General features: G+C 61.0%; 18 protein-coding genes. 12 read left to right on the forward strand and 6 right to left on the reverse strand.

All coding sequences use genetic code 11. The annotated features are described in order from the left end of the window. Window positions 1-67: 67 nt before the first annotated feature. The 5 genes from tsaB to rnd all read left to right on the forward strand — a co-directional run bounded on the left by tsaB (window position 68) and on the right by rnd (window position 5,339). Complete coding sequence (gene tsaB / locus I6L33_RS15305; RefSeq protein WP_005301058.1) at window positions 68-769, forward strand: tRNA (adenosine(37)-N6)-threonylcarbamoyltransferase complex dimerization subunit type 1 TsaB; 702 nt, start codon at window positions 68-70, stop codon at window positions 767-769. Window positions 770-864: 95 nt separating this feature from the next. After that, window positions 865-1,380, forward strand: coding sequence for a Slp family lipoprotein (locus I6L33_RS15310; RefSeq protein ID WP_065017116.1), 516 nt, complete (start codon window positions 865-867; stop codon window positions 1,378-1,380). Window positions 1,381-1,389: 9 nt separating this feature from the next. Next, the gene (locus I6L33_RS15315; protein WP_216972852.1) at window positions 1,390-2,256 is read left to right on the forward strand and encodes an alpha/beta fold hydrolase; all 867 of its coding nucleotides are present in this window, start codon (window positions 1,390-1,392) and stop codon (window positions 2,254-2,256) included. Between the two features lie 197 nt (window positions 2,257-2,453). Beyond that, entirely contained in the window at window positions 2,454-4,130 is a 1,677-nt protein-coding gene (gene fadD / locus I6L33_RS15320) for a long-chain-fatty-acid--CoA ligase FadD (protein WP_367948490.1), read from the forward strand. Between the two features lie 96 nt (window positions 4,131-4,226). After that, a complete protein-coding gene (gene rnd, locus I6L33_RS15325; protein WP_181969393.1) occupies window positions 4,227-5,339 on the forward strand; it encodes a ribonuclease D in 1,113 nt (370 codons plus the stop codon). A 39-nt stretch (window positions 5,340-5,378) separates the two neighbouring features. On the opposite strand, the gene I6L33_RS15330 is transcribed toward rnd, so the two are convergent. The 3 genes from I6L33_RS15330 to dusC all read right to left on the reverse strand — a co-directional run bounded on the left by I6L33_RS15330 (window position 5,379) and on the right by dusC (window position 7,651). Then, window positions 5,379-6,146: an ABC transporter substrate-binding protein gene (locus tag I6L33_RS15330; RefSeq protein WP_017778993.1), complete on the reverse strand. Its 768-nt coding sequence runs from the start codon at window positions 6,144-6,146 to the stop codon at window positions 5,379-5,381. 94 nt (window positions 6,147-6,240) lie between these two features. After that, entirely contained in the window at window positions 6,241-6,609 is a 369-nt protein-coding gene (locus I6L33_RS15335) for an RNA polymerase-binding protein DksA (protein WP_017782825.1), read from the reverse strand. A gap of 97 nt (window positions 6,610-6,706) precedes the next feature. Then, window positions 6,707-7,651, reverse strand: a complete 945-nt coding sequence (dusC, locus tag I6L33_RS15340; protein ID WP_010633946.1) for a tRNA dihydrouridine(16) synthase DusC — start codon at window positions 7,649-7,651, stop codon at window positions 6,707-6,709. 178 nt (window positions 7,652-7,829) lie between these two features. On the opposite strand from dusC, the gene I6L33_RS15345 reads away from it, so the two are divergent. From I6L33_RS15345 to I6L33_RS15360, 4 genes are all read left to right on the forward strand, one after another. Next, a complete protein-coding gene (locus I6L33_RS15345; RefSeq protein WP_024941757.1) occupies window positions 7,830-8,207 on the forward strand; it encodes a YbaN family protein in 378 nt (125 codons plus the stop codon). Between the two features lie 131 nt (window positions 8,208-8,338). Continuing rightward, window positions 8,339-8,884: an adenine phosphoribosyltransferase gene (apt, locus tag I6L33_RS15350; RefSeq protein ID WP_005301034.1), complete on the forward strand. Its 546-nt coding sequence runs from the start codon at window positions 8,339-8,341 to the stop codon at window positions 8,882-8,884. A 184-nt stretch (window positions 8,885-9,068) separates the two neighbouring features. After that, window positions 9,069-11,615: a DNA polymerase III subunit gamma/tau gene (gene dnaX, locus I6L33_RS15355; protein WP_216972854.1), complete on the forward strand. Its 2,547-nt coding sequence runs from the start codon at window positions 9,069-9,071 to the stop codon at window positions 11,613-11,615. 113 nt (window positions 11,616-11,728) lie between these two features. Next, the gene (locus I6L33_RS15360) at window positions 11,729-12,058 is read left to right on the forward strand and encodes a YbaB/EbfC family nucleoid-associated protein (RefSeq protein WP_005301028.1); all 330 of its coding nucleotides are present in this window, start codon (window positions 11,729-11,731) and stop codon (window positions 12,056-12,058) included. Between the two features lie 483 nt (window positions 12,059-12,541). Here I6L33_RS15360 and katG read toward each other — a convergent pair whose 3' ends face one another. The 3 genes from katG to I6L33_RS15375 all read right to left on the reverse strand — a co-directional run bounded on the left by katG (window position 12,542) and on the right by I6L33_RS15375 (window position 19,124). Beyond that, on the reverse strand, window positions 12,542-14,728 hold the full coding sequence (gene katG / locus I6L33_RS15365; protein ID WP_216972855.1) for a catalase/peroxidase HPI: 2,187 nt from the start codon (window positions 14,726-14,728) through the stop codon (window positions 12,542-12,544). Between the two features lie 801 nt (window positions 14,729-15,529). Then, complete coding sequence (locus I6L33_RS15370) at window positions 15,530-17,218, reverse strand: glycosyltransferase family 39 protein (protein WP_216972856.1); 1,689 nt, start codon at window positions 17,216-17,218, stop codon at window positions 15,530-15,532. 583 nt (window positions 17,219-17,801) lie between these two features. Further along, window positions 17,802-19,124, reverse strand: a complete 1,323-nt coding sequence (locus tag I6L33_RS15375; RefSeq protein WP_216972857.1) for a YjiH family protein — start codon at window positions 19,122-19,124, stop codon at window positions 17,802-17,804. A gap of 591 nt (window positions 19,125-19,715) precedes the next feature. On the opposite strand from I6L33_RS15375, the gene I6L33_RS15380 reads away from it, so the two are divergent. The 3 genes from I6L33_RS15380 to hrpA all read left to right on the forward strand — a co-directional run bounded on the left by I6L33_RS15380 (window position 19,716) and on the right by hrpA (window position 25,424). After that, window positions 19,716-20,786: a transcriptional regulator gene (locus I6L33_RS15380; RefSeq protein ID WP_005301015.1), complete on the forward strand. Its 1,071-nt coding sequence runs from the start codon at window positions 19,716-19,718 to the stop codon at window positions 20,784-20,786. 84 nt (window positions 20,787-20,870) lie between these two features. Further along, on the forward strand, window positions 20,871-21,293 hold the full coding sequence (locus tag I6L33_RS15385; RefSeq protein ID WP_005301012.1) for a CBS domain-containing protein: 423 nt from the start codon (window positions 20,871-20,873) through the stop codon (window positions 21,291-21,293). 216 nt (window positions 21,294-21,509) lie between these two features. Then, entirely contained in the window at window positions 21,510-25,424 is a 3,915-nt protein-coding gene (gene hrpA, locus I6L33_RS15390; RefSeq protein ID WP_216972858.1) for an ATP-dependent RNA helicase HrpA, read from the forward strand. Window positions 25,425-25,438: the final 14 nt, after the last annotated feature.

A 25,438-nucleotide genomic window follows, 5' to 3' on the forward strand; every position in this document is an offset into this window, starting at 1 on the left:
GTGAAAACTGCTGGCAGAGCCTGCTTGCAGATTATGTAATTGACTGATTTTATAGAGATTGGAAAGCATGAACGAGTTGAAGATCCTGGCCGTAGATACCGCCACCGAAGCCTGCTCCGCCGCCTTGCTGGTGGGGGAAAAGGTATTCTCCCGTTGGGAAGAGGCGCCGCGGGATCACACCCGTAAAATCCTGCCCATGGTTCAGGCTGTGTTGGACGAGGCCGGGGTAACCTTGGACGAGCTCGATGCCATCGCCTTTGGCCGTGGTCCCGGCTCCTTTACCGGGGTGCGGATCGGCATCGGCGTGGCGCAGGGGCTGGCGCTGGGCGCAGGTGTACCGCTGATCGGCATCTCCACCCTGGCCGCCATGGCGCAGGGGGCTCATCGGCTGGACGGCGCCGAGCGGGTGTTGACCGCCATTGACGCGCGCATGGACGAGGTCTACTTCGGCCATTATGAGCTCATCGATGGCCGCATCCAGCTGGTGGGCGAAGAGGTGGTGAGCGGCCCCGCCGCACTGGTGGCGTCCCGCGGCATGCTGCCGGGCAGCTTTACCCGCGTCGGTACCGGATTTGAGACCTATGGCGAGACCCTCGCTGCGCTGGCCGACGAGCTGGTGACCAGCCAGGTACGCTTCCCGGCGGCAGAGGACATGCTGCCGCTTGCCCGCAGCGCCTGGCTGGCCGGCGAGGCGGTGGCGGTCGAGCAGGCGACCCCGGTATATTTGCGTGACAAGGTGACCTGGAAGAAGCTGCCGGGTCGCGAATAAGGGCAGGAGTGGCAGACTTGTCGCTCATGCCGGTCGACACAGGCCCCATGCGGGCGGTTGAGAGGTCGGGCCCAGCCCGACTCAAGGAGAGTGACATGTTGAAGCGTGCAATGGTGATGGGGGCCGCCGGCCTTCTGCTCGGTGCCTGCAGCTCGGTCCCGCAAGAGCTGGCCTATGAGCCCGCCAACCAGCTGGTGGCCTACCAGCCGGCGCTTGCCGGCCTGGAAGGCAAGCCGGCCCGCTGGAGCGGCGTCATCTCGTCGGTACACAACAAGGCGGATCAGAGCGTCATCGAGGTGGTCTATCTGCCGCTCAAGTCCAACGGGGTGCCGGAGCAGACCGAACAGAGCCCGGGCCGTTTTCTGGCCATCATGCAGGGTTTTGTCGACCCGACCCTCTATGCCAAGGGGCGCAGCCTGACGGTGCTCGGCACCATAGCTCAGCCGGTGGACAGCCAGATTGGCGAGCATAAATATCGCTTCTCGGTGCTCAAGGTGACGGGCAGCAAGCTGTGGCCGCCGGTTAAGGAGGTGGAGATCCGCTACATGGATCCCTACTTCTACGACCCCTTCTATGATCCCTACTGGCCGAGACGGCCGCTGCGCCGCTAGGAGCTGGGCATGAACACCTTGCTGCAAGAGCGCTTCCTGACCCTGGCCGACGGCCGCCGGGTTGCCTTGCTCGAGAGCCTGCCGGCGCAGGGAGAGCAGGGGGACAAACCGCTGCTGCTTGCCCTGCATGGCTGGCTCGACAACAGCGCAAGCTTTGTGCCCCTGGCCCCCTTTCTGACTCACTTTCACCTCGTTTGTGTCGATCTGCCGGGGCACGGTCGCTCGGATCACAAGAACACGCCCTATGTCTTTGTCGACTGGCTGGACGATCTCTATCAGATCACCCAGGCCGCCGGCTGGTCGCGTTTTGTGCTGCTGGGCCACTCCCTGGGGGCGCTGATTGCCTCCGCCTATGCTGGGGTCTTCCCCGAGCAGGTGGAGCGGCTCATTCTGCTGGAGGGACTCGGACCCCTCAGTCAGCCGGACGACGCCGTGCCGGAGCAGCTGCGCCGAGCCATCCTCAACCGCAGCAGAACCCGCGAGCGAGCCTCCCAGGGCTTTGCCTCCATCGACGAGGCGGTGGCGGCGCGCTGCAAGGTGGCGGACATCACCCCGAGTGCGGCACGCCTTATCTGCGAGCGGCAGCTGGAAGCGCGGGCAGGGCGCTGGCACTGGCGCAGCGATCCCCGTTTGCGGGATCTCTCCCCCATGCGCATGAGCGAGGGGCAGGCCCAGGCGCTGATCCGGGCCATCCGTTGCCCGGTGCTGTTTATCGCCGGCGCAGAGGGTTTTGCCAGCCTGCAGGTACAGTGGGGAGAGCGTCATGCCGCCTTTACACGCATTGAACGTGTCATTTTGGCGGGAAACCACCATTTTCATATGGAAAATTCGGCAGAGACCGCGGTTTGTATCGAAAAATTTTGTCAAATTCGGTAGAATCGGCGGCTTTCAATAATTCCAGGTTTGTCTTCCCCCTCACATTTTCTGTTGTTAATTCGCTGTTAATTGATGTTGCCCTATGTAAATATGGGCGGCATTAGAGTATGAGCTTAAAACAACTGCTTGAAATGGATGTGAACAGGGACGGAGGCAACACAGTGAGCGCACAGGTGCTAGTTATGCAGGAGAAGTTCGTGGAAAAAGTCTGGCTGAAGCGTTATCCAGAAGGGGTGCCCGCCGAGATCAATCCAGACCAATACAGCTCCCTGGTCGAGATGTTTGAAGAGTCGGTGACCGAGTTCGCCGACCAGCCTGCCTTTGTCAACATGGGGCAGACCATTACCTATCGTCGTCTCGAGGAGCAGTCCCGCGCCTTTGCCGCCTACCTGCAAAACGAGCTCAAGCTGAGCCAGGGCGACCGGGTCGCCGTGATGATGCCCAACCTGCTGCAGTACCCCATCGCCGTGTTCGGCATCCTGCGTGCCGGCATGATAGTGGTCAACGTCAACCCGCTCTACACCCCGCGCGAGCTGGAGCATCAGCTCAAGGACTCCGGCGCCAAGGCCATCGTCATCGTCTCCAACTTTGCCCACACCCTGGAAAAAGTGGTCTATGACACCCCGGTCAAGCACGTGATCTTGACCCGGATGGGGGACAACCTGGGGCTGGCCAAGGGGACCCTGGTCAACTTCGTGGTGAAATACGTCAAGAAGCTGGTGCCCAAGTACAATCTGCCCCACGCCAGCACCATGCGTCAGGCATTGGCCAAGGGGCGCTATCTGCAGTACATCAAGCCCGAGATCAACAACGACGATCTCGCCTTCCTGCAATACACCGGCGGCACCACCGGCCTCTCCAAGGGGGCCATGCTGACCCACCGCAACATGATCGCCAACGTGGAGCAGTGCCTCGGTGTCTATGGCCCTGTGCTGGAGCGGGGCAAGGAGTTCGTGGTCACCGCGCTGCCGCTCTACCACGTCTTCGCGCTGACCGTGAACTGCCTGCTGTTCATGCGTCTGGGTGGCTACAACCTGCTGATCAGCAACCCGCGCGACATCCCGGGCTTTGTCAAAGAGATCAAGAAGTACCACTTCACCTGCATCACCGGGGTCAACACCCTGTTCAACGCGCTGGTCAACAATGGCGAGTTCCAGAGCATGCCCTTTGACAAGCTCAAGCTCACCATCGGCGGCGGCATGGCGGTGCAGCGGGCGGTGGCCGAGCAGTGGAAGGCGTTGACCGACACCCCGCTGCTGGAAGGTTACGGCCTGACCGAGTGTTCACCCCTGGTGAGCGTCTGCCCCTACGATCTGGTGGACTACAACGGTTCCATCGGCCTGCCGGTCTGCTCCACCGACATCCGGCTGGTGGATGACAACGGCCAGGTGATCCACGAACTCGGCAAGCCGGGGGAGATGCAGGTACGCGGTCCGCAGGTGATGAGCGGCTACTGGCAGCGGCCGGAAGCCACCGCCGAGGTGATGCAGGACGGCTGGCTCTGTACCGGTGATATCGCGGTGTGCGACGAGCAGGGCTTCTTCAAGATCGTCGATCGCAAGAAAGACATGATCCTGGTCTCCGGCTTCAACGTCTATCCGAACGAAATTGAAGACGTGGTGGCGCTCCACCCGAAAGTGCTGGAAGTGGCCGCCGTTGGCGTGCCGCACAAGGTCTCCGGAGAGCTGGTGAAGATCTTCGTGGTCAAGAAAGATCCAAAGCTGCTGGAAGACGAGATTATTGCGCACTGCCGCAAACATCTGACTGCCTATAAGGTCCCGAAACTGGTAGAATTTCGTGACGAACTTCCCAAGACCAATGTGGGCAAGATCCTGCGCCGCGTGCTGCGCGACGAGGAGATTGCCAAGCAGTAACCGGCGTGGCGCTGCCAAGCAGCATGCCGTCGTTATGCAAAACCGTGGGTCAGCCCACGGTTTTTTCTTTTGGCCCTGATCAACGCGCAGGCACAGATGCATTATCAACTCATTTCACAGCAAGCCGAACTGGATCAGTATCTCGCCTCCCTGGCCGACGTTCCCCTGGCCATCGATACTGAATTCGTCCGCACCCGTACCTATTACCCCCAGCTGGGCCTGTTCCAGATCTACGACGGCCACCAGCTGGCGCTGCTGGATCCCTTGACGCTGGATCTCTCCTCCCTCTGGCAGCGACTCGGTCGGGCAGGGCAGATCGCCATTTTGCACGCCTCCGGCGAAGATCTGGAGCTCATCCAGCATCAGGCGGGCCATCTGCCCAACCAGATGCACGACACCCAGCTGGCGGCGGCCTTTCTGGGCCACGGGGTCTCGGTGGGCTTCGGCGCCCTGGTCAACGAGTTTCTCGGCGTGACCCTGGAAAAGGATCAGGCCCGTACCGACTGGCTGGCTCGTCCGCTCACCCCCCGTCAGCTCGAGTATGCGGCGGCCGACGTCTTCTATCTGCTGCCTCTCTACGACAAGGTGATGGCGGCGCTGCGTGAAAGCGGCAAGTTCGCCTGGTTCGAGCAGGAGTGCCAGAACCACTCCGCCCGCAAGACCCAGAGCAGCGATCCCCGTCAGGCCTATCTCGACATCGTCAACGCCTGGCAGTTGGGGCGCCGCGAGCTGGCGATACTGCGCGAGCTGGCCGCCTGGCGTCAGCAGGAGGCGGTGCGCCGGGATCTGGCCCTCAACTTCGTGGTCAAGGAGCTGCACCTGTTCAAGGTGGCGGAGCGCAAGCCCACCTCCCTGCGGGATCTCAACGAGCTGGGGCTGGCCCCCATCGAGATCAAGATCCACGGCAAGCGGATGCTGGATATCGTGGCCGCCGCCCAGCAGAGCGATCCCGCCGGCTGGCCCGAGCCCATTCGCCGGCTGGTGGATTACCCCCAGTACAAGGCCGAGCTCAAGCGCATCAAGGGGATGGTGGAAGAGAAGGCCAAGGCCAGCAATATTCCGCCCGAACTGGTGGCCAGCAAGAAGATCATTCACCAGTACTTCACCTGGAGCTGGCGCATGAGCGACGAAGAGCGGGCCCGAGCCGACAAGCCCATGCTGCTGCAGGGCTGGCGCTTTGAGCTGGTTGGCCATCTGTTGGCCCAATGAGATAGCGCACAAGAGAACGGGCCCACTGGGCCCGTTTTTTCATCTGATGGGCGGCAACTGATAACGATAGCGGGCCAGGATCTGGGTGTATTCCGGGCTGGTGAGCAGCGCCTGGATGGCCTCGTCCAGCCGGTGCAGCTGGGCTGGCGTGGTGGTGCGCCGGCTCAGCATCAGATGTACCGGTGTGCGCTGGATATTGAGCAGGGGGGTGAGGTCATCGAGCGGGATACCGGCCAGGTTCATCTCCTGCAGCCCCATGGGATCGATGACCACTCCCTGAATGCGACCGGCCAGCAGCAGCTTGAGCAAGGGCTCCATCCGCAGGCGAGCCAGCAGCCGATCCTGCATCTGGGGCGATTGCATGAAGGTGCGAAAATCGGTGCCGTAATCAAAATCACGCATCATCCCTATGGTGAAATCCTGCCGTGGCAGCAGGTCCGAGAGTTGGGTGATCCCTTGCCAGCGCGCCCTGTCCTGACGGCGCACCAGCAGCACTGTCTCTTCGTTGCGATAGGGCAGGCTGAAGCGGGCGTACCGCTCGCGCTCGGCGGTCTGGTTGGCGGACATGGTGAGCTGGATGGTGCCGAACTCCAGCTCGCGCAGTACGCGAGCCCAGGGCATCTCGCTGTAGCTGGCGCTAAAGCCAGCCCGGCTGAAGATGGCTTGCAGCAGGTCGATGTCCAGCCCCTGCAGCTGCTGCTGTTCGTCGCGAAAGCTGAACGGGTGCCAGCTGGCCCAGCCCACCTGCAGTGACTCCTGCGCCCAGGCGGCGGTGCACAAACACCATAACAACAAGACTCTGTACACGGAGCTATCCCTGTTCAGCGTGGTTGTTGTTGATTATTGAATAGAAATGTCGGGCTGACCAGCCCGGGGGAAAGGATGCACGAAGGTGCATCCCTCAGAGCTCGTGGGCGTGGAATCCCTTGCGATAGCGGGCTTCGCAGCGCGGGCAGCGTTGCAGGGTAGGGTCCTGCTCCAGCGATTCGATGGCCAGCGGCTCCTCGCAGTCGGAGCAGAGGCCATAGAGGCCCAGATCCATCTGGCAAAGCGCCGCATCGATCCGCTTGAGCCGGGCCACGCTCTGCTCCACCTTGGGCAAGTCGAGGCGGCTGGTGAGATCGACCAGCTGATCCCGCTCGCAGTGATCCACCTGCTCCGCCCACTCGTCACGCCGACAGGCTTTGAGCTGACCGATCAGCTCTTCTCTTACTTGCGCCCAGTCAGTCAGCAGGCGATCACGCCACACGGCCAACTGAGCTTGCGTCATTTCACACACACTAGCCCCCAACGGACGAATAACAAATTGTGGGCAGTATAGGGAAGCGACAGGATTATCAAGATGATATGCGTCAAGTAAAGAACGGTTAGATCACAGTTTTCGCGGCCTGCAGCAGGGCGTCCCGAATGGGATGGGTCTCCTTGAGTACCCGGATCTCCTGAAACAGCTGGTCTGCCTCGGGATACTCCCGCTTGAGGTAGCTGAACCACTGCTTGATGCGACTCGGGTAGTAGTCGGCCTTCTCGCTGGCCAAATCCTGCTCGGTGTAGCTCACCATCAACTGCAGCACCTCGGCCCAGCTCATGTGGGCACAGCCGGTTTTCATCACGTTGGCCAGGTTGGGCAACGAGATGGCGCCGCGGCCCACCATCAGGGCATCGCAGCCGGACACCCGGGCACAGGTGAGGGCATCGGCATGGTTCCAGATCTCGCCGTTGGCGGTGACCGGGATGGGCAGGGCACGGCGAATGGCGTCCACATACTCCCAGTGAGCCGGCGCCTTGTAGCCTTCGCGCTTGGTGCGGGCGTGCACGGCCAGCTCGTTGGCCCCGGCCTGATGAACCGCCTGGGCGTTCTCCAGATAGAGATCCTTGTCATCGTAGCCGAGGCGGATCTTGGCGCTCACCGGCAGATGGGCCGGCACCGCTTCGCGCACCGCCTTGACGATGCGATAGATGGTCTCGGGCTCCTTGAGCAGCACGGCGCCCCCCTTGCTCTTGTTGACCGTGGGGGCGGGGCAGCCAAAGTTGAGATCGACGCCGGGGGAGCCAAGCTCGATGGCGCGCAGCGCGTTCTCGGCCAGCCATTCGGGGTGTTGGCCCAGCAGCTGTACCCGCACCGGCGTGCCGGCCCGGGTCTTGCCGTCCTGCTTGAGCTCGGGGCAGAGGCGATGGAACACCTTGGCGGGCAGCAGCTGATCGACCACCCGGATGAATTCGCTGACGCAGAGGTCGTAGTCGTTGACGGAGGTGAGCACCTCCCGCATCAAGTGATCCAGCACCCCCTGCATGGGGGCCAAAATAACGCGCATAACCGGTTCCGCAGGGCAAACAGAGAAAAAAGAGCGCAGATTGTAGTGGCAATGGCCGGGATTGTCAGCCGTTTGCCCACTCGATGAACCCAATCGACGGCCGTCGCCTGGGCCAGACTGTCTGCTTACGGGCCAACTCTGTTAGGCTAAAGGCAGAGATATATTCAGAGGAGTACCCATGAAACGCTGGTGTCTGATGGCCCTGGGCTGGCTTGCCTTCGCCACCGGGATAGTCGGGATAGTCCTGCCCCTGCTGCCGACCACCCCCTTCATGTTGCTGGCGGCGGCGTTGTTTGCCCGCACGTCCCCCCGCTTTCATGGCTGGTTGCTGGCGCACCCCTGGTTCGGCCCCCCCATCCAGGACTGGCAGCAGTATCGCGGCATTCGTCGCCATGCCAGGCGGCGCGCTATTTTCTTTATTCTGCTCTCCTTTTCGGTGTCGCTGGCAGTGGTGCCCATGATGTGGGTCAGGCTGCTGCTCATTGCCATAATGGTGATCCTGCTCACCTGGTTAATGCGCCTGCCGGTGCTGGAGCCAGTTGCAATGGAGAAGTGAAGTCCCTAAGCTATTGCGGCAATAATGCTATGGAGTCGGCCCGTCATTTTTGCGTGACGGGCCTTTTTATTTCCCGCTGGCGGGAAGCTGAGAGAAACGACCATCTGCGTCGAAAAACAAACGGTCAAACCATGAATCCGGAAACCCTGAAATTTATCGAAGCGAGCATCAAGACCATTCCCGACTATCCGAAGCCGGGCATTCTGTTTCGCGACATCACCAGCCTGATCGAGAATGCCGAGGCCTTCAAGGCCACCATCGATCTGCTGGCCAATCACTACCGTGATCAAGGGATCACCAAGATTGTCGGTACCGAAGCGCGCGGCTTCATCTTCGGCGCGCCGGTAGCCTTCGCCATGGGTCTGGGCTTCGTGCCGGTTCGCAAGCCGGGCAAGCTGCCCCGCGCCGTCATCGAGGAGTCCTACGCCCTCGAATATGGCACCGACACCCTGCAACTGCACACCGACGCCATCGTGCCCGGTGACAAGGTACTGGTGGTGGACGATCTGCTGGCTACCGGCGGCACCGTCGATGCCACCGTCAAGCTGATCCGCCGTGCCGGCGGCGAAGTGGCCGATGCCGCCTTCATCATCTCCCTGCCGTCGCTGGGTGGTGATGCCCGCCTGACCGCCGCCGGCGTCAAGGTGGTCTCCCTGGTCGAACTGCCGGGCGAATAAGCCGCCAGTCCGATCACGCAGACGGGCCTCGTCAGCCCGTTGCCTGCGTCCAAACCGGTGCCCGAGCGGGCATCGGTTTGAAATTCAAGCGATCCCTCCCGCCTCGGCCGATAGCCGATACAGCCCGCCCCGCATTTGTGTTAGCATCCAGCCTCAATGCCTTGTCATCCCTGCATCGAGATCTATGAGCTATCAGGTTCTGGCGCGTAAATGGCGCCCCCATACGTTTGAACAAGTGGTAGGCCAGCATCATGTGCTGACCGCCTTGGCCAACGCCCTGGATCAGGGACGGCTGCATCACGCCTATCTGCTGAGCGGTACTCGCGGAGTCGGCAAGACCACCATCGCGCGCATCCTGGCCAAGAGCCTCAACTGCGAGCAGGGGATCAGCAGCCATCCGTGCGGCGTGTGCGACACATGCCGCGAGATCGATCAGGGCAACTTCGTCGATCTGCTGGAGATAGACGCGGCGTCGCGCACCAAGGTGGAAGATACCCGCGAGCTGCTCGACAACGTCCAGTACCGACCGGCCCGTGGCCGTTTCAAGGTCTATCTCATCGACGAAGTGCACATGTTGTCGCGCCACAGCTTCAACGCGCTGCTGAAAACCCTGGAAGAGCCGCCCCCCTATGTGAAGTTCCTGCTGGCCACCACGGATCCTCAGAAGCTGCCCATCACCATCCTTTCGCGCTGCCTGCAGTTTCATCTGAAGAGTCTGGATCAGACCCAGATCGCCAAGCAGCTCGAATGGGTGCTGGATCAGGAGGGACAACCCTTCGAGCCGCGCGCCTTGCTGGCCCTGGCCAAGGCGGCGGATGGCAGCATGCGCGATGCCCTGAGCCTGACCGATCAGGCGCTGGCCCACGGCAATGGCAGCGTGCGCACCGACAGCGTGCTGGCCATGTTGGGGACCCTGGATCACCGCCATCTGCACCAGCTGCTGGAAGCTGTGCTGCGTCAGGATGCACCCGCCACCATGGCCAAGATCACCGAGATAGCGACCCTGGGCCCCGACTTTGATCAGCTCCATGCCGAGCTGGAAGGGCTGCTCCATCGCATCGCCATGGCGCAGCTGTTGCCCGCCACCGTGCAGGAGCAGGGGGCGGATGCCGATGCCCTGCTGCAGCTGGCCCAGGCCATGAGCCCGGAAGAGGTGCAGCTCTGCTATCAGATTGTGCTGGGTGGCCGCAAGGATCTGCCCTGGGCCCCCGATGGCCGCACCGCACTGGAGATGACCTGCCTGCGGATGCTGGCCTTCTCGCCCCGGCGCGAGGTGCTGCACCCCGCCAGCCTGACGGCGCTGCCTCCGGCACTCGGTGGCCTGCCCGCCGCCGGTGCGAGGAGCCCGGCCCCCGCCATGGGAAAGCCCGAGGGGGTTGAGCCACCCCCGGCCACCGGCATGATGCCGCAGGCTCCGTCAGCCGACGCCGCGAACTCGCCTGCGCCGGTTACTTCTTCTGCATCGGTCGAGCACCAAGGGGCGCAGGAGGCCGGACAGGCCGCCCAGCCTCACCCACAGTTGGCTGACATGGCGGAGCCGGAAGGCGGCGCCGAGCTGGATCCGCTGTTTGCCGAGCAGGCGGAGCTGCTGCGTGAGGCCGAGCAGATGGGTTATGAAGCCGCGCCCGAACCTATTGCGCCCACGGCTCAGCCTGCCGCTGCCCAGCCCGCGTCCTCCGTACAAGGCGCCGTACCAACGAATGTGGCTGACGAAGTGGCTGACAGCGGGGAGGGGTGTGTCTCTTCAACGGTGGCCAGCATGCAAAGTCTGCTGGGCAAGCGCAATCTGCTGCGAAGCCGCCTGCGCGGCGAGCCGAGCGGCAATGCGGCGCCAGCCCGGGCGACGCCGGTCAAGCCGATGGCGGCCGCCAAACCGGCACCGATGGCACCGGCTGCGGCCATGCCGCCCTCGACGCCCCACTCCCCGAGTGCCCCCCGGGTGCAGGCAGCTGCCCAGGCGGCCCAGTCAGGTTACGATGAATTGCCGCCGCTCGATGCCTATGAAGAGAGCGGCAGCGACTACGAAGAGTATCTGAATCAGGGTTTCAACGATGCGTTTGCCAGCGCTCCCTTGCCGGAGCGAACCACCCAGGTGATGCAGCCAGCGCCTGCCGCGCGTCCCCAGGCGGATGATCTGCCGCCCTGGGATCTGGATGGCAGCGCCGGCCGGCAGACGGTTGCTGCACCGAGTGTCCCGGCCGCCGTTGCAACGCCCCCTGAGGCGACCATCAGCGAGCCAGCCGCCTCGGTCATGGAAACCATCGACTGGAACGAGCTGGAGAGCGACAACCAGCCGCAGGGAAGCGAGGTGGCGGCCAGATTGATCCCCTCTTCGCTGCTGGCCAATTGCGGCGACCATTGGGCCGAACTGATTGCCCGCACCGGTGTGGGCGGCCGCCTGCGCCAGCTGGCCATCAATTCGGTGATGGAGCAGCAGGGTGACAAGGTGCTGCTGACCCTCAAACCCGAGCAGCGCCATCTGGTGAGCGACAGGGCGCGCGCCGATCTGGCCGAGATCATCGGCCCCGAGCTGGGGCTGGCGGTACAGGTGGACGTCACCCTGGGGGTGGTGCCCGAGCGGGAAACCCCGCTCGAGATTGAGCACCGCCTCTATCTCGGGGTGCGGGAGCAGGTCACCCGGGATCTGGAGCAGGATCCCAACGTGCAATTCTTGCAACAGCGGTTTGGCGCCATGCTGCACCACGACAGCATAGAGCCGCTGAGCAACTGATCACACCATCCGGGCCTGGTGCCCGGTTGAAAAACGGTTTGGCTGTCCCCATTTAGGACGGGTAAACCCACGGCCCGGCGCTGGATGCCGGATTTCAAGACGAGAGACGACATATGTTTGGTAAAGGTGGAATGGGGAACCTGATGAAACAGGCCCAACAGATGCAAGAGCGCATGCAGAAGATGCAAGAGCAGCTTGCCCAGATGGAAGTAGTCGGTGAAGCCGGCGCTGGCATGGTCAAGGTCACCATGGCCGGCAGCCACAGCGTGCGTCGCATCGAAATCGACCCGAGCCTGATGGAAGATGACAAAGAGATGCTGGAAGATCTGGTGGCTGCGGCTGTCAACGATGCCGTGCGTCGCGTCGAAGAGCAGAACAAGGCCAAGATGGGCGAGCTGACCGGCGGCATGCAACTGCCTCCCGGCTTCAAGATGCCCTTTTAAGGACTCATTTCCAGTCGCAGCAATAGGCTGCGCGTGATGGTCTGCCCGTCGGTCGTGATGGGGCACTTGCCCCGACTTCCCGGTCAACTCGCTCCGGTAACGCCGGAGCGTCGTTGCCGACCCATGGGCCAGGATGGGGCAGGTGATTCCCTCTCGTTGTCAGCCAGTGGCGTGTGCAACGATTCAAGGCCTTCACCATCCGGGTGCATAGCGAGTAGTCATGACGCAGCTGACACTTTTTCCTCGTGTCAGCTGCGTTTTTATGAGTAGGGGTCCACGTCTGTCACGCCGCCCACCACATCGAATTGGTGCAAGGCCTGTATTCTCTGCTTGTATCCCTTCCGCCCTCTCTTGCTTCACTCTTTTTCCGCTCTCCTGTACCCCGTTTGTGAGGGGGAGGCCGATGCACCGCCGCTGGCGGCGCGTGCCGACAAAAAAGAACGCCAGCCTCGCGGCTGGCGTTCTTTATACGGACCTGGTGAATTATTTCAGGTCGAAACGGTCGTTGTTCATCACCTTGACCCAGGCCTTGACGAAGTCGCGTACGAACTTCTCCTTGCCATCTTGCTGGGCATAGACCTCGGCGTAGGCACGCAGCACCGAGTTGGAGCCAAACACCAGATCAACCCGGGTGGCGGTCCACTTCACCGCGCCGCTCTGACGATCCACGATCTGGTAGCTGTTACGGCCAGTCGGCTTCCAGCTATAGGCCATGTCGGTCAGGTTGACGAAGAAGTCATTGCTGAGCACACCGACCCGATCGGTAAAGACGCCGTGGGCCGAGCCGCCATGGTTGGTGCCAAGCACCCGCATACCGCCGACCAGCACTGTCATCTCGCGGGCGGTCAGCCCCAGCAGCTGGGCACGGTCGAGCAGCATCTCTTCCGGCTGCACCTGGTAGTGCCCCTTCTGCCAGTTGCGAAAACCATCGTGCACCGACTCCAGGAAGGCGAACGACTCGGCATCGGTCTGCTCGGCGCCGGCATCGCCGCGACCCGGCGCAAAGGGAACGACGATATCAACGCCGGCCAGCTTGGCCGCCTGCTCTACCGCTGCGCTGCCGCCCAGCACAATCAGGTCGGCGATGCTGACCGGCTTGTTCAGGGTGGCCTGCAGGGCAGTCAGGGCGTTGAGCACCTTCTCGAGGCGAGCGGGCTCGTTGCCTTCCCACTCCTTCATCGGCGCAAGGCGGATACGAGCACCGTTGGCCCCACCGCGATAATCGGAGCCGCGGAAGGTGCGGGCACTGTCCCAGGCGGTGGCGATCAAATCGGCTGGCGCCACGCCACAGGCCAGCAGTTTGCCCTTGAGCTCGCTCACCTCCTGCTCGGAGAGCTGGTAATTCACCACCGGCACCGGATCCTGCCACACCATGACTTCGCTCGGTACCTCCGGCCCCAGGTAGCGGCTGCGCGGCCCCATGTCGCGGTGGGTCAGCTTGAACCAGGCGCGGGCAAAGGCGTCGGAGAAGAGGTCTTGATCCGCTGCGAAGCGCTCGGAGATCTCCCGGTAGACGGGGTCAAAGCGCAGTGCCATGTCCGCATCGGTCATGATGGGGTTGCAGCGGATGGAGGGGTCTTCCACGTCCACCGGGCGATCTTCCTCCTTGATGGCAATGGGCTCCCACTGCCAGGCACCGGCCGGGCTCTTCTTGAGCCACCAGTCATGGCCCAGCAACATCTTGAAGTAGCCGTTGTCCCAGCGAGTCGGGTTGCTGGTCCAGGCGCCCTCGATCCCGCTGGTGACCGTGTCGCGGCCGATACCGCGGCTCTCGTGGTTGATCCAGCCAAGCCCCTGCTCGTGCAGCTCGGCGCCCTCCGGGGCCGGCCCCAATTTGGCAGCGCTGCCGTTGCCGTGGGCCTTGCCGACGGTGTGGCCACCTGCGGTGAGGGCGACGGTCTCTTCGTCATTCATCCCCATGCGGGCAAAGGTGACGCGCATGTCGTGGGCGGTTTTCAGGGGATCAGGGTTGCCATCCACCCCTTCCGGGTTGACGTAAATAAGCCCCATCATCACCGCGGCCAGCGGGTTCTCCAGATCCCGTTCACCACTGTAACGGCTCCCTTCGCTGCCGCTCGGCGCCAGCCACTCCTTCTCGGAGCCCCAGTAGACATCTTTTTCCGGATGCCAGATGTCCTCGCGGCCACCGGCAAAACCAAAGGTCTTGAGCCCCATGGATTCATAAGCGACGTTGCCCGCCAGGATCATCAGGTCGGCCCAGGAGATCTTGTTGCCGTATTTCTGTTTGATGGGCCACAGCAGGCGGCGCGCCTTGTCGAGGTTGCCGTTGTCTGGCCAGCTGTTGAGGGGGGCGAAGCGCTGGTTGCCGGTGTTGGCACCGCCACGGCCGTCGGTGGCGCGATAGCTGCCTGCGGAGTGCCAGGCCATGCGGATCATCAGGCCGCCGTAGTGCCCCCAGTCGGCCGGCCACCAGGACTGGCTGTCGGTCATCAGGGCATGGAGGTCGGCCTTGAGGGCATCGTAATCGAGGCTGCTGAAGGCATCAGCATAATTGAAAGACTCATCCATCGGATTGGTCTTGCGGTCATGTTGGTGCAGGATGTCGAGGTTGAGGGCATTGGGCCACCAAACTTGAGGCTCCTGGCCGGCGGAAGTATTGGCTCCGTGTGCAAAAGGGCACTGACCGGCCCCATGAGTGTGTTTGTCCATTCACTATGTCCTCTTATTAACGTTATGACGGTGAAACAGTGCTCTTCGTTCCTAAGATCAATCTAACTCTGAAATAGCGTTACTGAACATAAGGTTAAAACTCTGACATTCATCGGCAATGACGATTGAAGATCAACTTTCATGCGACAGTTTCTGCTTGAACCCCCCGGCTCTCCTTGCACACAAGAGCGCCGGCGTGCAGACATGTGCGTCATCTCGGGCTGCCTGTCAGTATGACTAAATCGTGGAGACATAGATGATAGTTGAGCGTCGAACCGGCGCCTTGCCTCAGCCTGGTCATGGATGAGCGGGGGCGTGAAGAGTCTGCGCCTTATCGCAGGCCATCGGACCATGACTCTCTATTGAATGCTCAATGTCTGTAGCGTGAACCGAGGGCACTTGGTTGAATCGAATTGATGGCGGTGGGAGCTCTTCATTAAAAAGCCGGTCATGTTGATAGCTCGGGTAAACAATCATGGCCTGGTTTTCGGCTGTGACTCTTATTTGAAGGACATTGGCAAGGGAATATCGTGCAGGCGCGTCATGTTGACAGGCGTTGAGCACAGGTAAGCGCGTAAAAAGCAAAGAAGCCAGGAGTGCGACAGTCCTGGCTTCTTTGCTTTATGCTGCCTGATCTGGTGATGCAGGAGCAGGCTGTTCAGCTGGCGTTGGCAAATTGACTGGCCACCTTGAGCCGGTCTTGGCCATGATTCCTCGTCCGCCATTTGGTGAGGAACAGGAAAGCGTCAACATGAGCCAGTTTCAATTTCAATGGCCTTTCCCCGATGGCCGTGCAATTCATCAATGGTCGCAGCGCCCCTTGACCCAGTAGATGGCGCGGGCATCTCTGTCCACTCTGGGGTGCCCCGTGGCCAGCAACCGGTAGGTATGCCCGGCCAGCAAGCTGGCCAACTGGAAGTTCTTGTCGTCCTGATTGATGAGCAGGCTGGTGAAGATGGGGTCACGGCAAGTCAAGATGTCATGAAGCCGCGCCGTGTCGACGTTTTTGATCTGCCAGTCGCCGTACACCGAAAAGAGTCCCCGCTCGGTTTCACCAAAGTTCCAGCCGGCAATCCGGGCACGCTGCTCGATGGGGATCTTCAGCAAGAAACGCTCTGTATCGCCTTTCATCGCTTTGGCGGCATCAATGGCGGGGTAGGCCAGGGTAAATGCCAGCAAGAACATGATGCCGGATGCACTGGCCAGCAGGGTGGCTCCCTCAATTTCACGCCAGCGCCACAACTGTTCGGCCGCGAAAATAAGCAATACCGCCGCCAGCACATGACGCCAGCCGAGGGTGCTGATGACGGAAAGGGTCTGGTCGGGGATCTCCACCGGCAACAGCGGCAGGTAGAAAGGGGCCATGAGCAGGGCCAGAGCGAACAGGAACATGAACAGGGTCCAGCCACGGCCATAGCCATTCAGCCAGCGAGGCCAGCTGAGGCTCAGTTGCCCGATCATCAGGGCAAAGACCGGCATCAGCGGAAAGAGGTAGAGGGTCCGCTTGGTGGAGGCCACGCTGAGCAGCAGCAGGGTGCCCACTGTCCAGATGAGCAGGAACAGGCGGGAGACGCTCCACTGTTTCTGCCTGATGGTTTGCCAGCCCCAATAGAGCACGAGGGGCAGCCAGGGCAGGGTGTATTCTGCGATTCCTACAAGGTAGAAGAAGTATTCGCCGGACTTGATGTGGCCCAGTTCGGCAGAGCTGCCTGTCAACCTGCCCACCTGATTTTGCCAGAACCACTGTTGCCAGAGTGCGTCTCCCTCGGGATGCTGCCACAGGGTCAGCAGCCATCCTGCAATGGGCATGACGAACAGCAGGCTCATGCCGAGGTGCTGCATCACGAAACGGCCTCCCTCATTAGCGGCAAGATGACGCCTGAATGCCGGGATGAACAGTGCCAGCCAGCCAAAGAAGAGGGTGATGGGGCCGATGGGCCCCTTGACCAGAAAACAGAGGGAGAGACCGAGCCCTGCGAACCAGAGCATCCGAGATCGACCACCCAGGTACCATTCGGCGAAAGCCCACATGGTGAAGGCGACGAAAAAGGCGAGGCTGGTGTCTACCCGGATCCAGTGGCTGTTCATGATGAAGCCCTCCATGGTTCCCAGTGCAATGACCGACCAGAGCGCCGCAGTGCCGGAACCCAATACCCGCTTGGCCAGCAGGCCGGTGAACAGCAGTGTGCCCAGGGCCCAGAGGGCCCCCACCAGGCGCAACGTCACCGTAATACCCAGGGTATCGTGCAGCAGGGCCAGCAAGGGGATGGCAAGAATGTAATAGAGCGGGGGTTTTTCGATAAAGCTGCTGCCGGCCAGGGTCGGGATGGCCAGCTCACGGCTGTTGAACATCTCCCAGGCGATGGCGGCTTCGCGAGGTTCGTCTGGCGTCCATAGCTGGTGGCCAAACTGACCCATCAGCACGATGACGAAGACCATGATAAGCAAGGCACCGAGATGAGTCTCGACTGCGGGTCTAGTGGGCAGCATGGGACCCTCCTGACCGCATGAATTGCGGTTGCCTGTCGACCCTGTCGAAAAATGCATGGCGATGATGTGTCATGACAATATCCATATTTAATCTGTGTCACCAAAAATAAGAGATCGGCAGTCAACTGTAGTATCACAGCCATGGGGGAATGATAATGAGGAAGTTGTTACCAAATATTGCCTGTAAAAATAAAAATGGGGTACTGCTGTTCTGCTGTCAGGTTGGTTCGTCAACCTAAAAGACGGCTGCATTGAGGCCTGCTGCGGGGCTGACGTAGCTGTCACCGTGAGCTCGCGGGCGACATGACAGGCCTGATTCAAGACTTGCCTTGGTCACGCTCGCCATATTTTTTTAAATGGATTTCTATTGTTTATAAATTTTTCAAGCGGCCATCATGTGCCTGACCCATTGTTGTTCATTATTGGTGATGCTCAGACGGTATCAATTTGATGATCGTGAATGGGCTGGCCATGTATTATTTTCAGTGTTGGAGAGGGGGTCGATAAATTAAATAAACAGGGAGGCTTGCCTCCCTGTTTAGTGTTTCAGCCAACGTGCTGATGCGCGATCCTCTTCGAGTCTTCACGCCAGCCAGCCGAGTGCAATGGCAAGGCGACCGCAAAGCGCAGCCAGCACAATACCAAGTAGGGTACGCAGCAGCCAGATCACCACCAGTTGTCCCACACTCACCGGGATCCGGGTGGCTAGGATGCAGGGGATGGAGGCCGAGAAAAAGAGCACCGAGCTGACCGAGACCACGGCCGCGACATAGCGCACCAGCAAATCTGCATCCTTGAGCAGGATGGCCGGCAGGAACATCTCCGCCAGACCGGCCGAGAGCGCTTTGGCGGTAGCCAGCGGCTCTCCCAGATCGAGCAGCCAGGTGAGCGGCCAGAGCAGCCAGCCTATCAGATCGAACAGGGGGGTGTGCTGGGCCAGCAGCAGGCCCAGCAAACCGACCGACAGTATGGTCGGCACCACGGCGGCAGCCATGTGAAGACCGTCCCTGAGGTTGTCCCGCAGTTGGCTCAGCAAGGGTTCGGCCTGGCTGGATTGGGTGAGCCCGGCAGCCATGGCCGCTTGCCAGCGGCGTTGGCCGGCAGGCAAGGGTTCGTCGGTGTCGCCTTCATGAGCCATGGTGGCGATGGGAGGCACCCGCGCCAGGATGGCGGTGATGATGAAGGTGATGATCAGGGTGGACCAGAAGTAGAAATTCCACTGCGCCATCAGGCCAAGGGTCTTGGCCACGATGATCATGAAGGCGGCCGACACGGTAGAGAAGCCGGTGGCGATGATGACGGCTTCGCGCACCGTGTACTTGCCTGTCAGGAAAACCCGGTTGGTAATGAGCAGACCCACCGAGTAGCTGCCGACGAACGAGGCCACGGCATCGATGGCGGAGTGGCCTGGCGTGCGCCAGAGGGGGCGCATCACGGGCTGCATCAATACGCCGATAAGCTCCAGCAGACCGAAGCCGAGCAAAAAGGTGAGGGCCATGGCGCCGATGGGCACGATGAGGCCCACCGACATGGCCAGCTTGTCGAACAGAAAAGGCAGTCGATCCGGGGTCATCAACCAGGCCGGCCCGATCCCGGTGACATAGATCAAGGCCACTCCCAGGCCCAGCAGCTTGAACAGGCTCAATAGCCTGTCGATGGGGCGCGCACGCCAGCGGCCATCGAGCAAGGGCATCACAGCACCATACCCGATCAGCAACAGGATGAGGCCGGTCGCCAGGGGGCGTTGGGTCATCACCAGGCCGGCCAGATGATCCACCACTATGGTGCTGCGCCCCCCCAGCTCGACCGGAATGAAGAAGATGGCGATGCCCAGCAGGCTGGTCAGCAGCAGCTTGATGCCTGCGCCTGGCTTCATGGGGGTTAACAGTAGGTTGTCCGATTCCATACCTGCTCCTTGCGGTGGGTGTCAGTCCGTGTGTTGGGTTGTTATTTGTATATACATTAAGTGTTTCAGGAGTGAATTAAACACAAAATTAACTAAAATGAAACACCTTGAGCGGCGACGACAGCGCGTAAGCGATGAGGTTGGCGGCAAAGGGAGTCGGTTGGATTTGAGAAATGATCAGGGGCGCAGGGATCGGTCGGGCAGGGGGCCTGCATGGCCGAGGGCGAGAGGTGGCGGGCGCTTAGGCGTGGAGAGGCCCAGAATAACCAGGTCTGTGGAGTGACATAGTCGCGTTGATTGGCACCCCTGGGCAACTTGTCGCAGCAAATGGCATGAGAGGGCTGCTTTGTTGCACCATTGTCGCATCGATAGTGCCTGTGGCTTGCCACAGACAAGCACAACATCAGCGACAAAAATCATAAAAAACATTAACTTGGATTTAAGATTTTCGCTTTCGAGCGCTCTTATGTCGTTTCATCATTACTATTTATGGATCAGTTATAAAACCTTTGTTCATTTGACTACTTTTCGCGTTTCTCATTGCAGAGTAAGATGCCACTTCAATAAAAATAAGAAATTAGGAGTTCGGGTGTGAAGGCATTAGTAAAAGAAAGGGTATCGCCCTATATAAGCCAGTTATATGAGTGCGGTATTAATGATTCTGACATTAAGTTGGTGGTGGATCAGTTCCGCTCCGACGTGTCAGGCAGCTCGTCGCTGTTCTTGTTGCGGGATGACGACAAGAGCGACGGCATCAAGCTTTTTTCCAGTGGTTTGACCGAAGCCCAGCAGCAGTTCTATGTCCAGCACCATCGCCAGGATGTGTGGTTCAATCACTATCTGGACAAGGGCTGCCAGGGGATCGTCAGTGCCAACAGCCTCTCCAATTCGGCGGGTTTGCTGGCCAGTTTCGGCGCCCAGTTTGCGGCCGGCGGTGTCTGCCGGGTGAAGGGGCGGGGGCTGAGCAGCCTGTCTACCTATCGTGCGGCGACGCAGGATGATTTCAGCGCGCAGGAAATTTCTTCCCTTGGCGAAGTTTATTCTGGCCTGGCGGCCTGGAGCCAACATTATTGGAACTTGCTGGCCCTGGAAACCCAGAACTATCAGCTGCAACAGCTGGTAAAAAACCATAATAAACCCAGCGCCATCGTCGATGACAAAGGGCATATCCATTATTCCAACGTGGCCTTCAATCGTATTGCCGATGAGAACGTGGAACTGCGAGCGGGCAATGGTATTTTCTCGCTGCAAAATAAGGAGCAGCAGCGCCAGTTCAAAGAGATATTGAATGGCTTCGCCTATCTGCTGCCCGGCGCTAGCGCCTATATGTCCATTCCTCGTCAGCCCAATCTGCGGCCGTTGCTGATCCAGTGTACCCTGATGAGCGGTCTCAATCGCTTCGAGCGGTATGTGGAGGTGGTGCTGCGGGATCCCGAACACTCCTTCAACCCCGACATCGAAGCGCTGGCCAGCCTCTATCCGCTCACCATCGGCGAGAAAGAGCTGCTGGTGCTGATGAGCAAGGGTTACAGCAGCAACGACATCGCCGAGCTACGCGGCGTCAAGGTGGAAACCGTGCGCTCGACCCTGAAAGGGGTGTTCAAGAAGACCGACTGCCACAGCCAGAACGAGCTGCTGCTGTTGCTGCAATCCATCTCCTGATCCATGCGAGCTATGCTTGGAGTGAGCCGGACATAGTGCCCGGCTCGCGCCTCCCGCCCGGGAGGCAGGTTGGGGGAACGCACGATGGAATCACTCAAGGCAAAGGATTACATGCAGACTCGTCCCATCACCTTCAGCGCGGAGATGATGGTGCAGGCGGCAGTGGAAAAGTTTCTCAACAGTCGCCAGCTTGGCGGCCCCGTGGTGGACGAACGGGGCCACCTGGTGGGTTGGGTCTCCGAGCAGGACTGTATCGCCGTCATGTTGAAAGAGGCCTATCACTGTGAACAGGTGGCCCAGGTCAGGGATGTGATGCGCAAGGAGGTGCTGGCCGTCGGCCCCGATACCAGCATCCTCGAGCTGGCCGAGATGATGATGGGACAAAAGCCCAAGATCTATCCGGTCGTGGAGGAGGGCCATCTGCTCGGGGTCATCAGCCGCCACGATGTGATGCAGGCCATCCACGCCCAGCTGGGGACCTGTTTCGTACACAAGGCTCGTGCCTGAGGACGCTGTCTTCACCTCGTCAGCACGTTGGCAGCACAGAGCAGGCACCATGCCTGCTCTTTTATTGCCGCATGGGGAATGCCGATGTCCGCTGTGATACAGGCTTCATCCTCCTCGGCGCCGCTTTAAGGCTTGCACCGTCCAGCCTCGCTCTTTAGGATCTCCCCCAGCTATCGATATGGCCCTTGATGGGCACTCTTTTAAGGAATTCGTACCTTGTCTCTCTCTATCGAGGCGCTGCGCCGCCGTCTATCTGCCTGCATGAACCTCGACGCCCGCCGTCTCTCCAGCCGTCTGCACGGGGCCAAGAAGCTGCCGGAAGCCAAGCAGGCCGCCGTACTCGAGACCATCGCTGCCGATCTGGATGTGGCCGAGGCGCGCTATCAATCCCGTCTGGCCGGTGTGCCCAGGGTCACCTATCCGGACAATCTGCCGGTCAGCCAGAAGCAGGCGGAGATCGCCAAGGCGATCAACGAACATCAGGTGGTGATCATCGCCGGGGAAACCGGTTCGGGCAAAACCACCCAGATCCCCAAGATCTGCCTGGCGCTGGGGCGCGGGGTGAAGGGCTTTATCGGCCACACCCAGCCGCGGCGTCTGGCGGCCCGTACCGTGGCGGCCCGTATTGCCGAAGAGATGGAGTCCGAGCTCGGTCACTACGTAGGCTACAAGGTGCGTTTTACCGATCAGGTGAGCGAGCAGACCCACATCAAGCTGATGACCGACGGTATCCTGCTGGCGGAGATCCAGAACGACCGGATGCTCACCCAGTACGACACCATCATCATCGATGAGGCCCACGAGCGCAGCCTCAACATCGACTTCATCCTGGGTTACTTGAAGCAACTGCTGCCGAGGCGCCCCGATCTGAAGGTCATCATCACTTCGGCCACTATCGACCCGCAGCGTTTCTCCCGCCACTTCAACAAGGCGCCGGTGATCGAGGTGTCCGGCCGCACCTACCCGGTTGAGGTGCGCTACCGCCCGCTGTTTGTTGATAAAAAAAGCAGTGACAAGAGCGAAGGGCTGGAGGAGCGCGACGAGCTGCAGGGGATCTTCGATGCCGTCGAAGAGCTGGCCCGCGAAGGGCTCGGGGACATCCTCATCTTCATGAACGGCGAGCGGGAGATCCGCGATACCGCCGATGCCCTGCGCAAGCTCAACTTGCGCGACACCGAGGTACTGCCGCTCTACGCTCGCCTCTCCAACGCCGAGCAGAACAAGGTGTTCCAGCCCCACGCCGGGCGGCGCATCGTGCTGGCCACCAACGTGGCGGAGACCTCGCTGACGGTGCCGGGCATTCGTTACGTCATCGATCCGGGCACGGCCCGTATCAGCCGCTACTCCTGGCGTACCAAGGTGCAGCGCCTGCCCATCGAGCCAGTCTCCCAGGCCAGCGCCAACCAGCGTAAAGGGCGCTGCGGCCGGGTGGCGGACGGTATCTGTATCCGCCTCTACTCCGAGGAGGATTTCAACGGCCGTCCGGCCTTTACCGATCCCGAGATCCTGCGCACCAACCTGGCTTCCGTCATCCTGCAGATGCTGGCACTCGGCCTTGGCAACATGGAGGCGTTCCCCTTCGTGGAGCCGCCCGAGTCACGCCATATCAAGGATGGCCTGACCCTCTTGAAAGAGCTGGAGGCGGTGCGCGAGCTGCCCGCCACCGGCGATCGCGAAGCCAAGCTGCAGCTGACCGAAATTGGTCGCCAGCTTTCGCGCATCCCCCTTGATCCGCGCCTGGCGAAGATGGTGATTAGCGCCGCGCAGACCGGCTGTTTGAGCGAGGTGATGGTGATCACCGCCGCCCTCAGCATTCAGGATCCCCGCGAGCGGCCCATGGAGAAGAAGCAGGCCGCCGACGAGCAGCACAGACGCTTTGAAGACAAGGATTCCGATTTCCTCGCCTTTGTGAACCTGTGGAACTACCTGAAAGAGCAGCAGGATGCCCTTGGTAGCAACCCGTTCCGGCGCATGTGCCAGAAGGAGTTTCTCTCCTACCTGCGGGTGCGCGAGTGGCAGGACATTCACTTCCAATTGCGTCAGACGGTGAAAGAGCTGGGTTTTAAAGCCAACCAGGAGCCGGCGGATTTCAAGACGGTGCACTGCGCCCTGCTGACCGGCCTCTTGAGTCACATTGGCAACAAGGATCTGGAGAAGCCGGAGTTTTTGGGTGCCCGCAACGGCCGTTTCCATCTGTTCCCGGCCTCGGGCCTGTTCAAGAAACCGCCCAAGTGGGTGATGGCCGCAGAATTGGTGGAGACGTCGCGTCTCTACGCCCGCATCAACGCCAAGATTGAACCCGAGTGGGTGGAGCCGCTGGCGGGCCACCTCATCAAGCTGCACCACAGCGACCCCCACTGGTCGAAGAAGAACGGCGCCGTCATGGCCAAGGAGAAGGTGACCCTCTATGGCCTGACCCTGGTTGCCGAGCGCACCATCAACTTCAGCCGCATCGATCCGGCCCTGTGCCGCGAGCTGTTTATCCGCCGCGCCCTGGTGGAGGGGGATTTCGAGACCCGCCACCGCTTCTTCAGCGATAACTGCAAGCTGCTGGCGGAGGTGGAGGCGCTGGAGCACAAGTCGCGCCGTCGCGACATCCTGGTGGATGACGAGGATCTGTTCCGCTTCTACGACGCCCGCCTACCGGAGGATGTGATCTCCGCCCGTCATTTCGACAAGTGGTGGAAGGAGGCGCAGAAGCAGGACACCGAGCTGCTCAACTTCGAAAAAGAGATGCTGATGAAGGGGGATGCGGCCCACATCAGCGATCTCGACTACCCCAACTTCTGGCAGCAGGGGCGCCTCAAGCTCAAACTGACCTATCAGTTTGAGCCGGGGGAGGCCGCCGATGGCGTGACCCTGCATATTCCGCTGCCGCTCTTGAATCAGGTGGAGGTGAAGGGGTTCGAGTGGCTGATCCCGGGGCTGCGTCACGAGCTCTTGGTGGCCCTCATCAAGTCGATGCCAAAACCGATGCGCAAGAACTTCGTACCGGCCCCCAACTATGCCGATGCGCTGCTCGCCAGCATCAACCCCGAGCAGGGGCCGCTGCTGGATGAGATGGAGCGCCAGCTGCGGCGCATGACCGGCGTGGCCGTGCCCCGCGAATCCTGGGACTGGGCTGCGGTGCCCGATCACCTGACACTCACCTTCCGGGTAGTGGACGACAAGCACAAGAAGGTGGCGGAAGGCAAAGACCTGGAGGCATTGAAAGAGTCCCTGCGCGGCAAGGTGCAGGAGACCTTGTCACAAGTGGCGGACGACGACATCGAGCAGTCCGGCCTCACCCTCTGGAGCTTTGGCGAGCTGCCGAAGGAGTACAGCCAGAAGCGCAGCGGTTTCGAGGTGAAGGCCTATCCGGCGTTGGTGGATCAGAAGGATTCGGTCGCCATCCAGCTGGTGGAGAGCCCGGTGGTGCAACAGCAGCTGATGTGGGCCGGTCAGCGCCGGCTGGTGCTGCTCAATGTGCCATCTCCCATCAAGTACCTGCAGGAGAAGCTGCCCAACAAGGCCAAGCTGGGGCTCTACTTCAATCCGTTTGGCAAGGTGGCGGAGCTGATTGACGACTGCATCGCCTGTGGCTGCGACAAGCTCATCGAGCAGCACGGCGGTATGGCATGGGACGAGGCCGGTTTCGAGGCGCTCAAGGAGTATGTCCGTGCCGAGCTCAACGACGCCGTGGTGGAGGTAGCCAAGCAGGTGGAAGCCGTGCTGACCCTCTCCCATGAGATCAAGAAGCGACTCAAGGGCAAGATGCAGCTCGACACCGCCTTTGCCATGTCCGACATCCAGCAGCAGCTCGGCAACCTCATTCACAAGGGGTTCGTGACCGAGACCGGCTGGCAGCGGCTGCCGGATCTCTTGCGCTATCTGCGCGCCATCGAGCGGCGCCTGGAGAAGCTGGCCATCGACCCCAACCGGGATCGGGTCTACATGCTCAAGGTGCACAGCGTGGAGTCGGAATACAAGGCGCTGCTGGCCAAGATCCCCAAATCCCAGCTGGTGCCCACCGAGGTGGCCAACATCCGCTGGATGATCGAGGAGCTGCGGGTGTCGTTCTTTGCCCAGAATCTGGGGACCCCCTATCCGGTCTCCGATAAACGGGTGCTAAACGCCATCGCCCAGTGCTAATCTGCTGAGGAGAA

The sequence above is a fragment of the Aeromonas sp. FDAARGOS 1403 genome, from assembly GCF_019047325.1.
Classification (GTDB): domain Bacteria; phylum Pseudomonadota; class Gammaproteobacteria; order Enterobacterales; family Aeromonadaceae; genus Aeromonas; species Aeromonas dhakensis.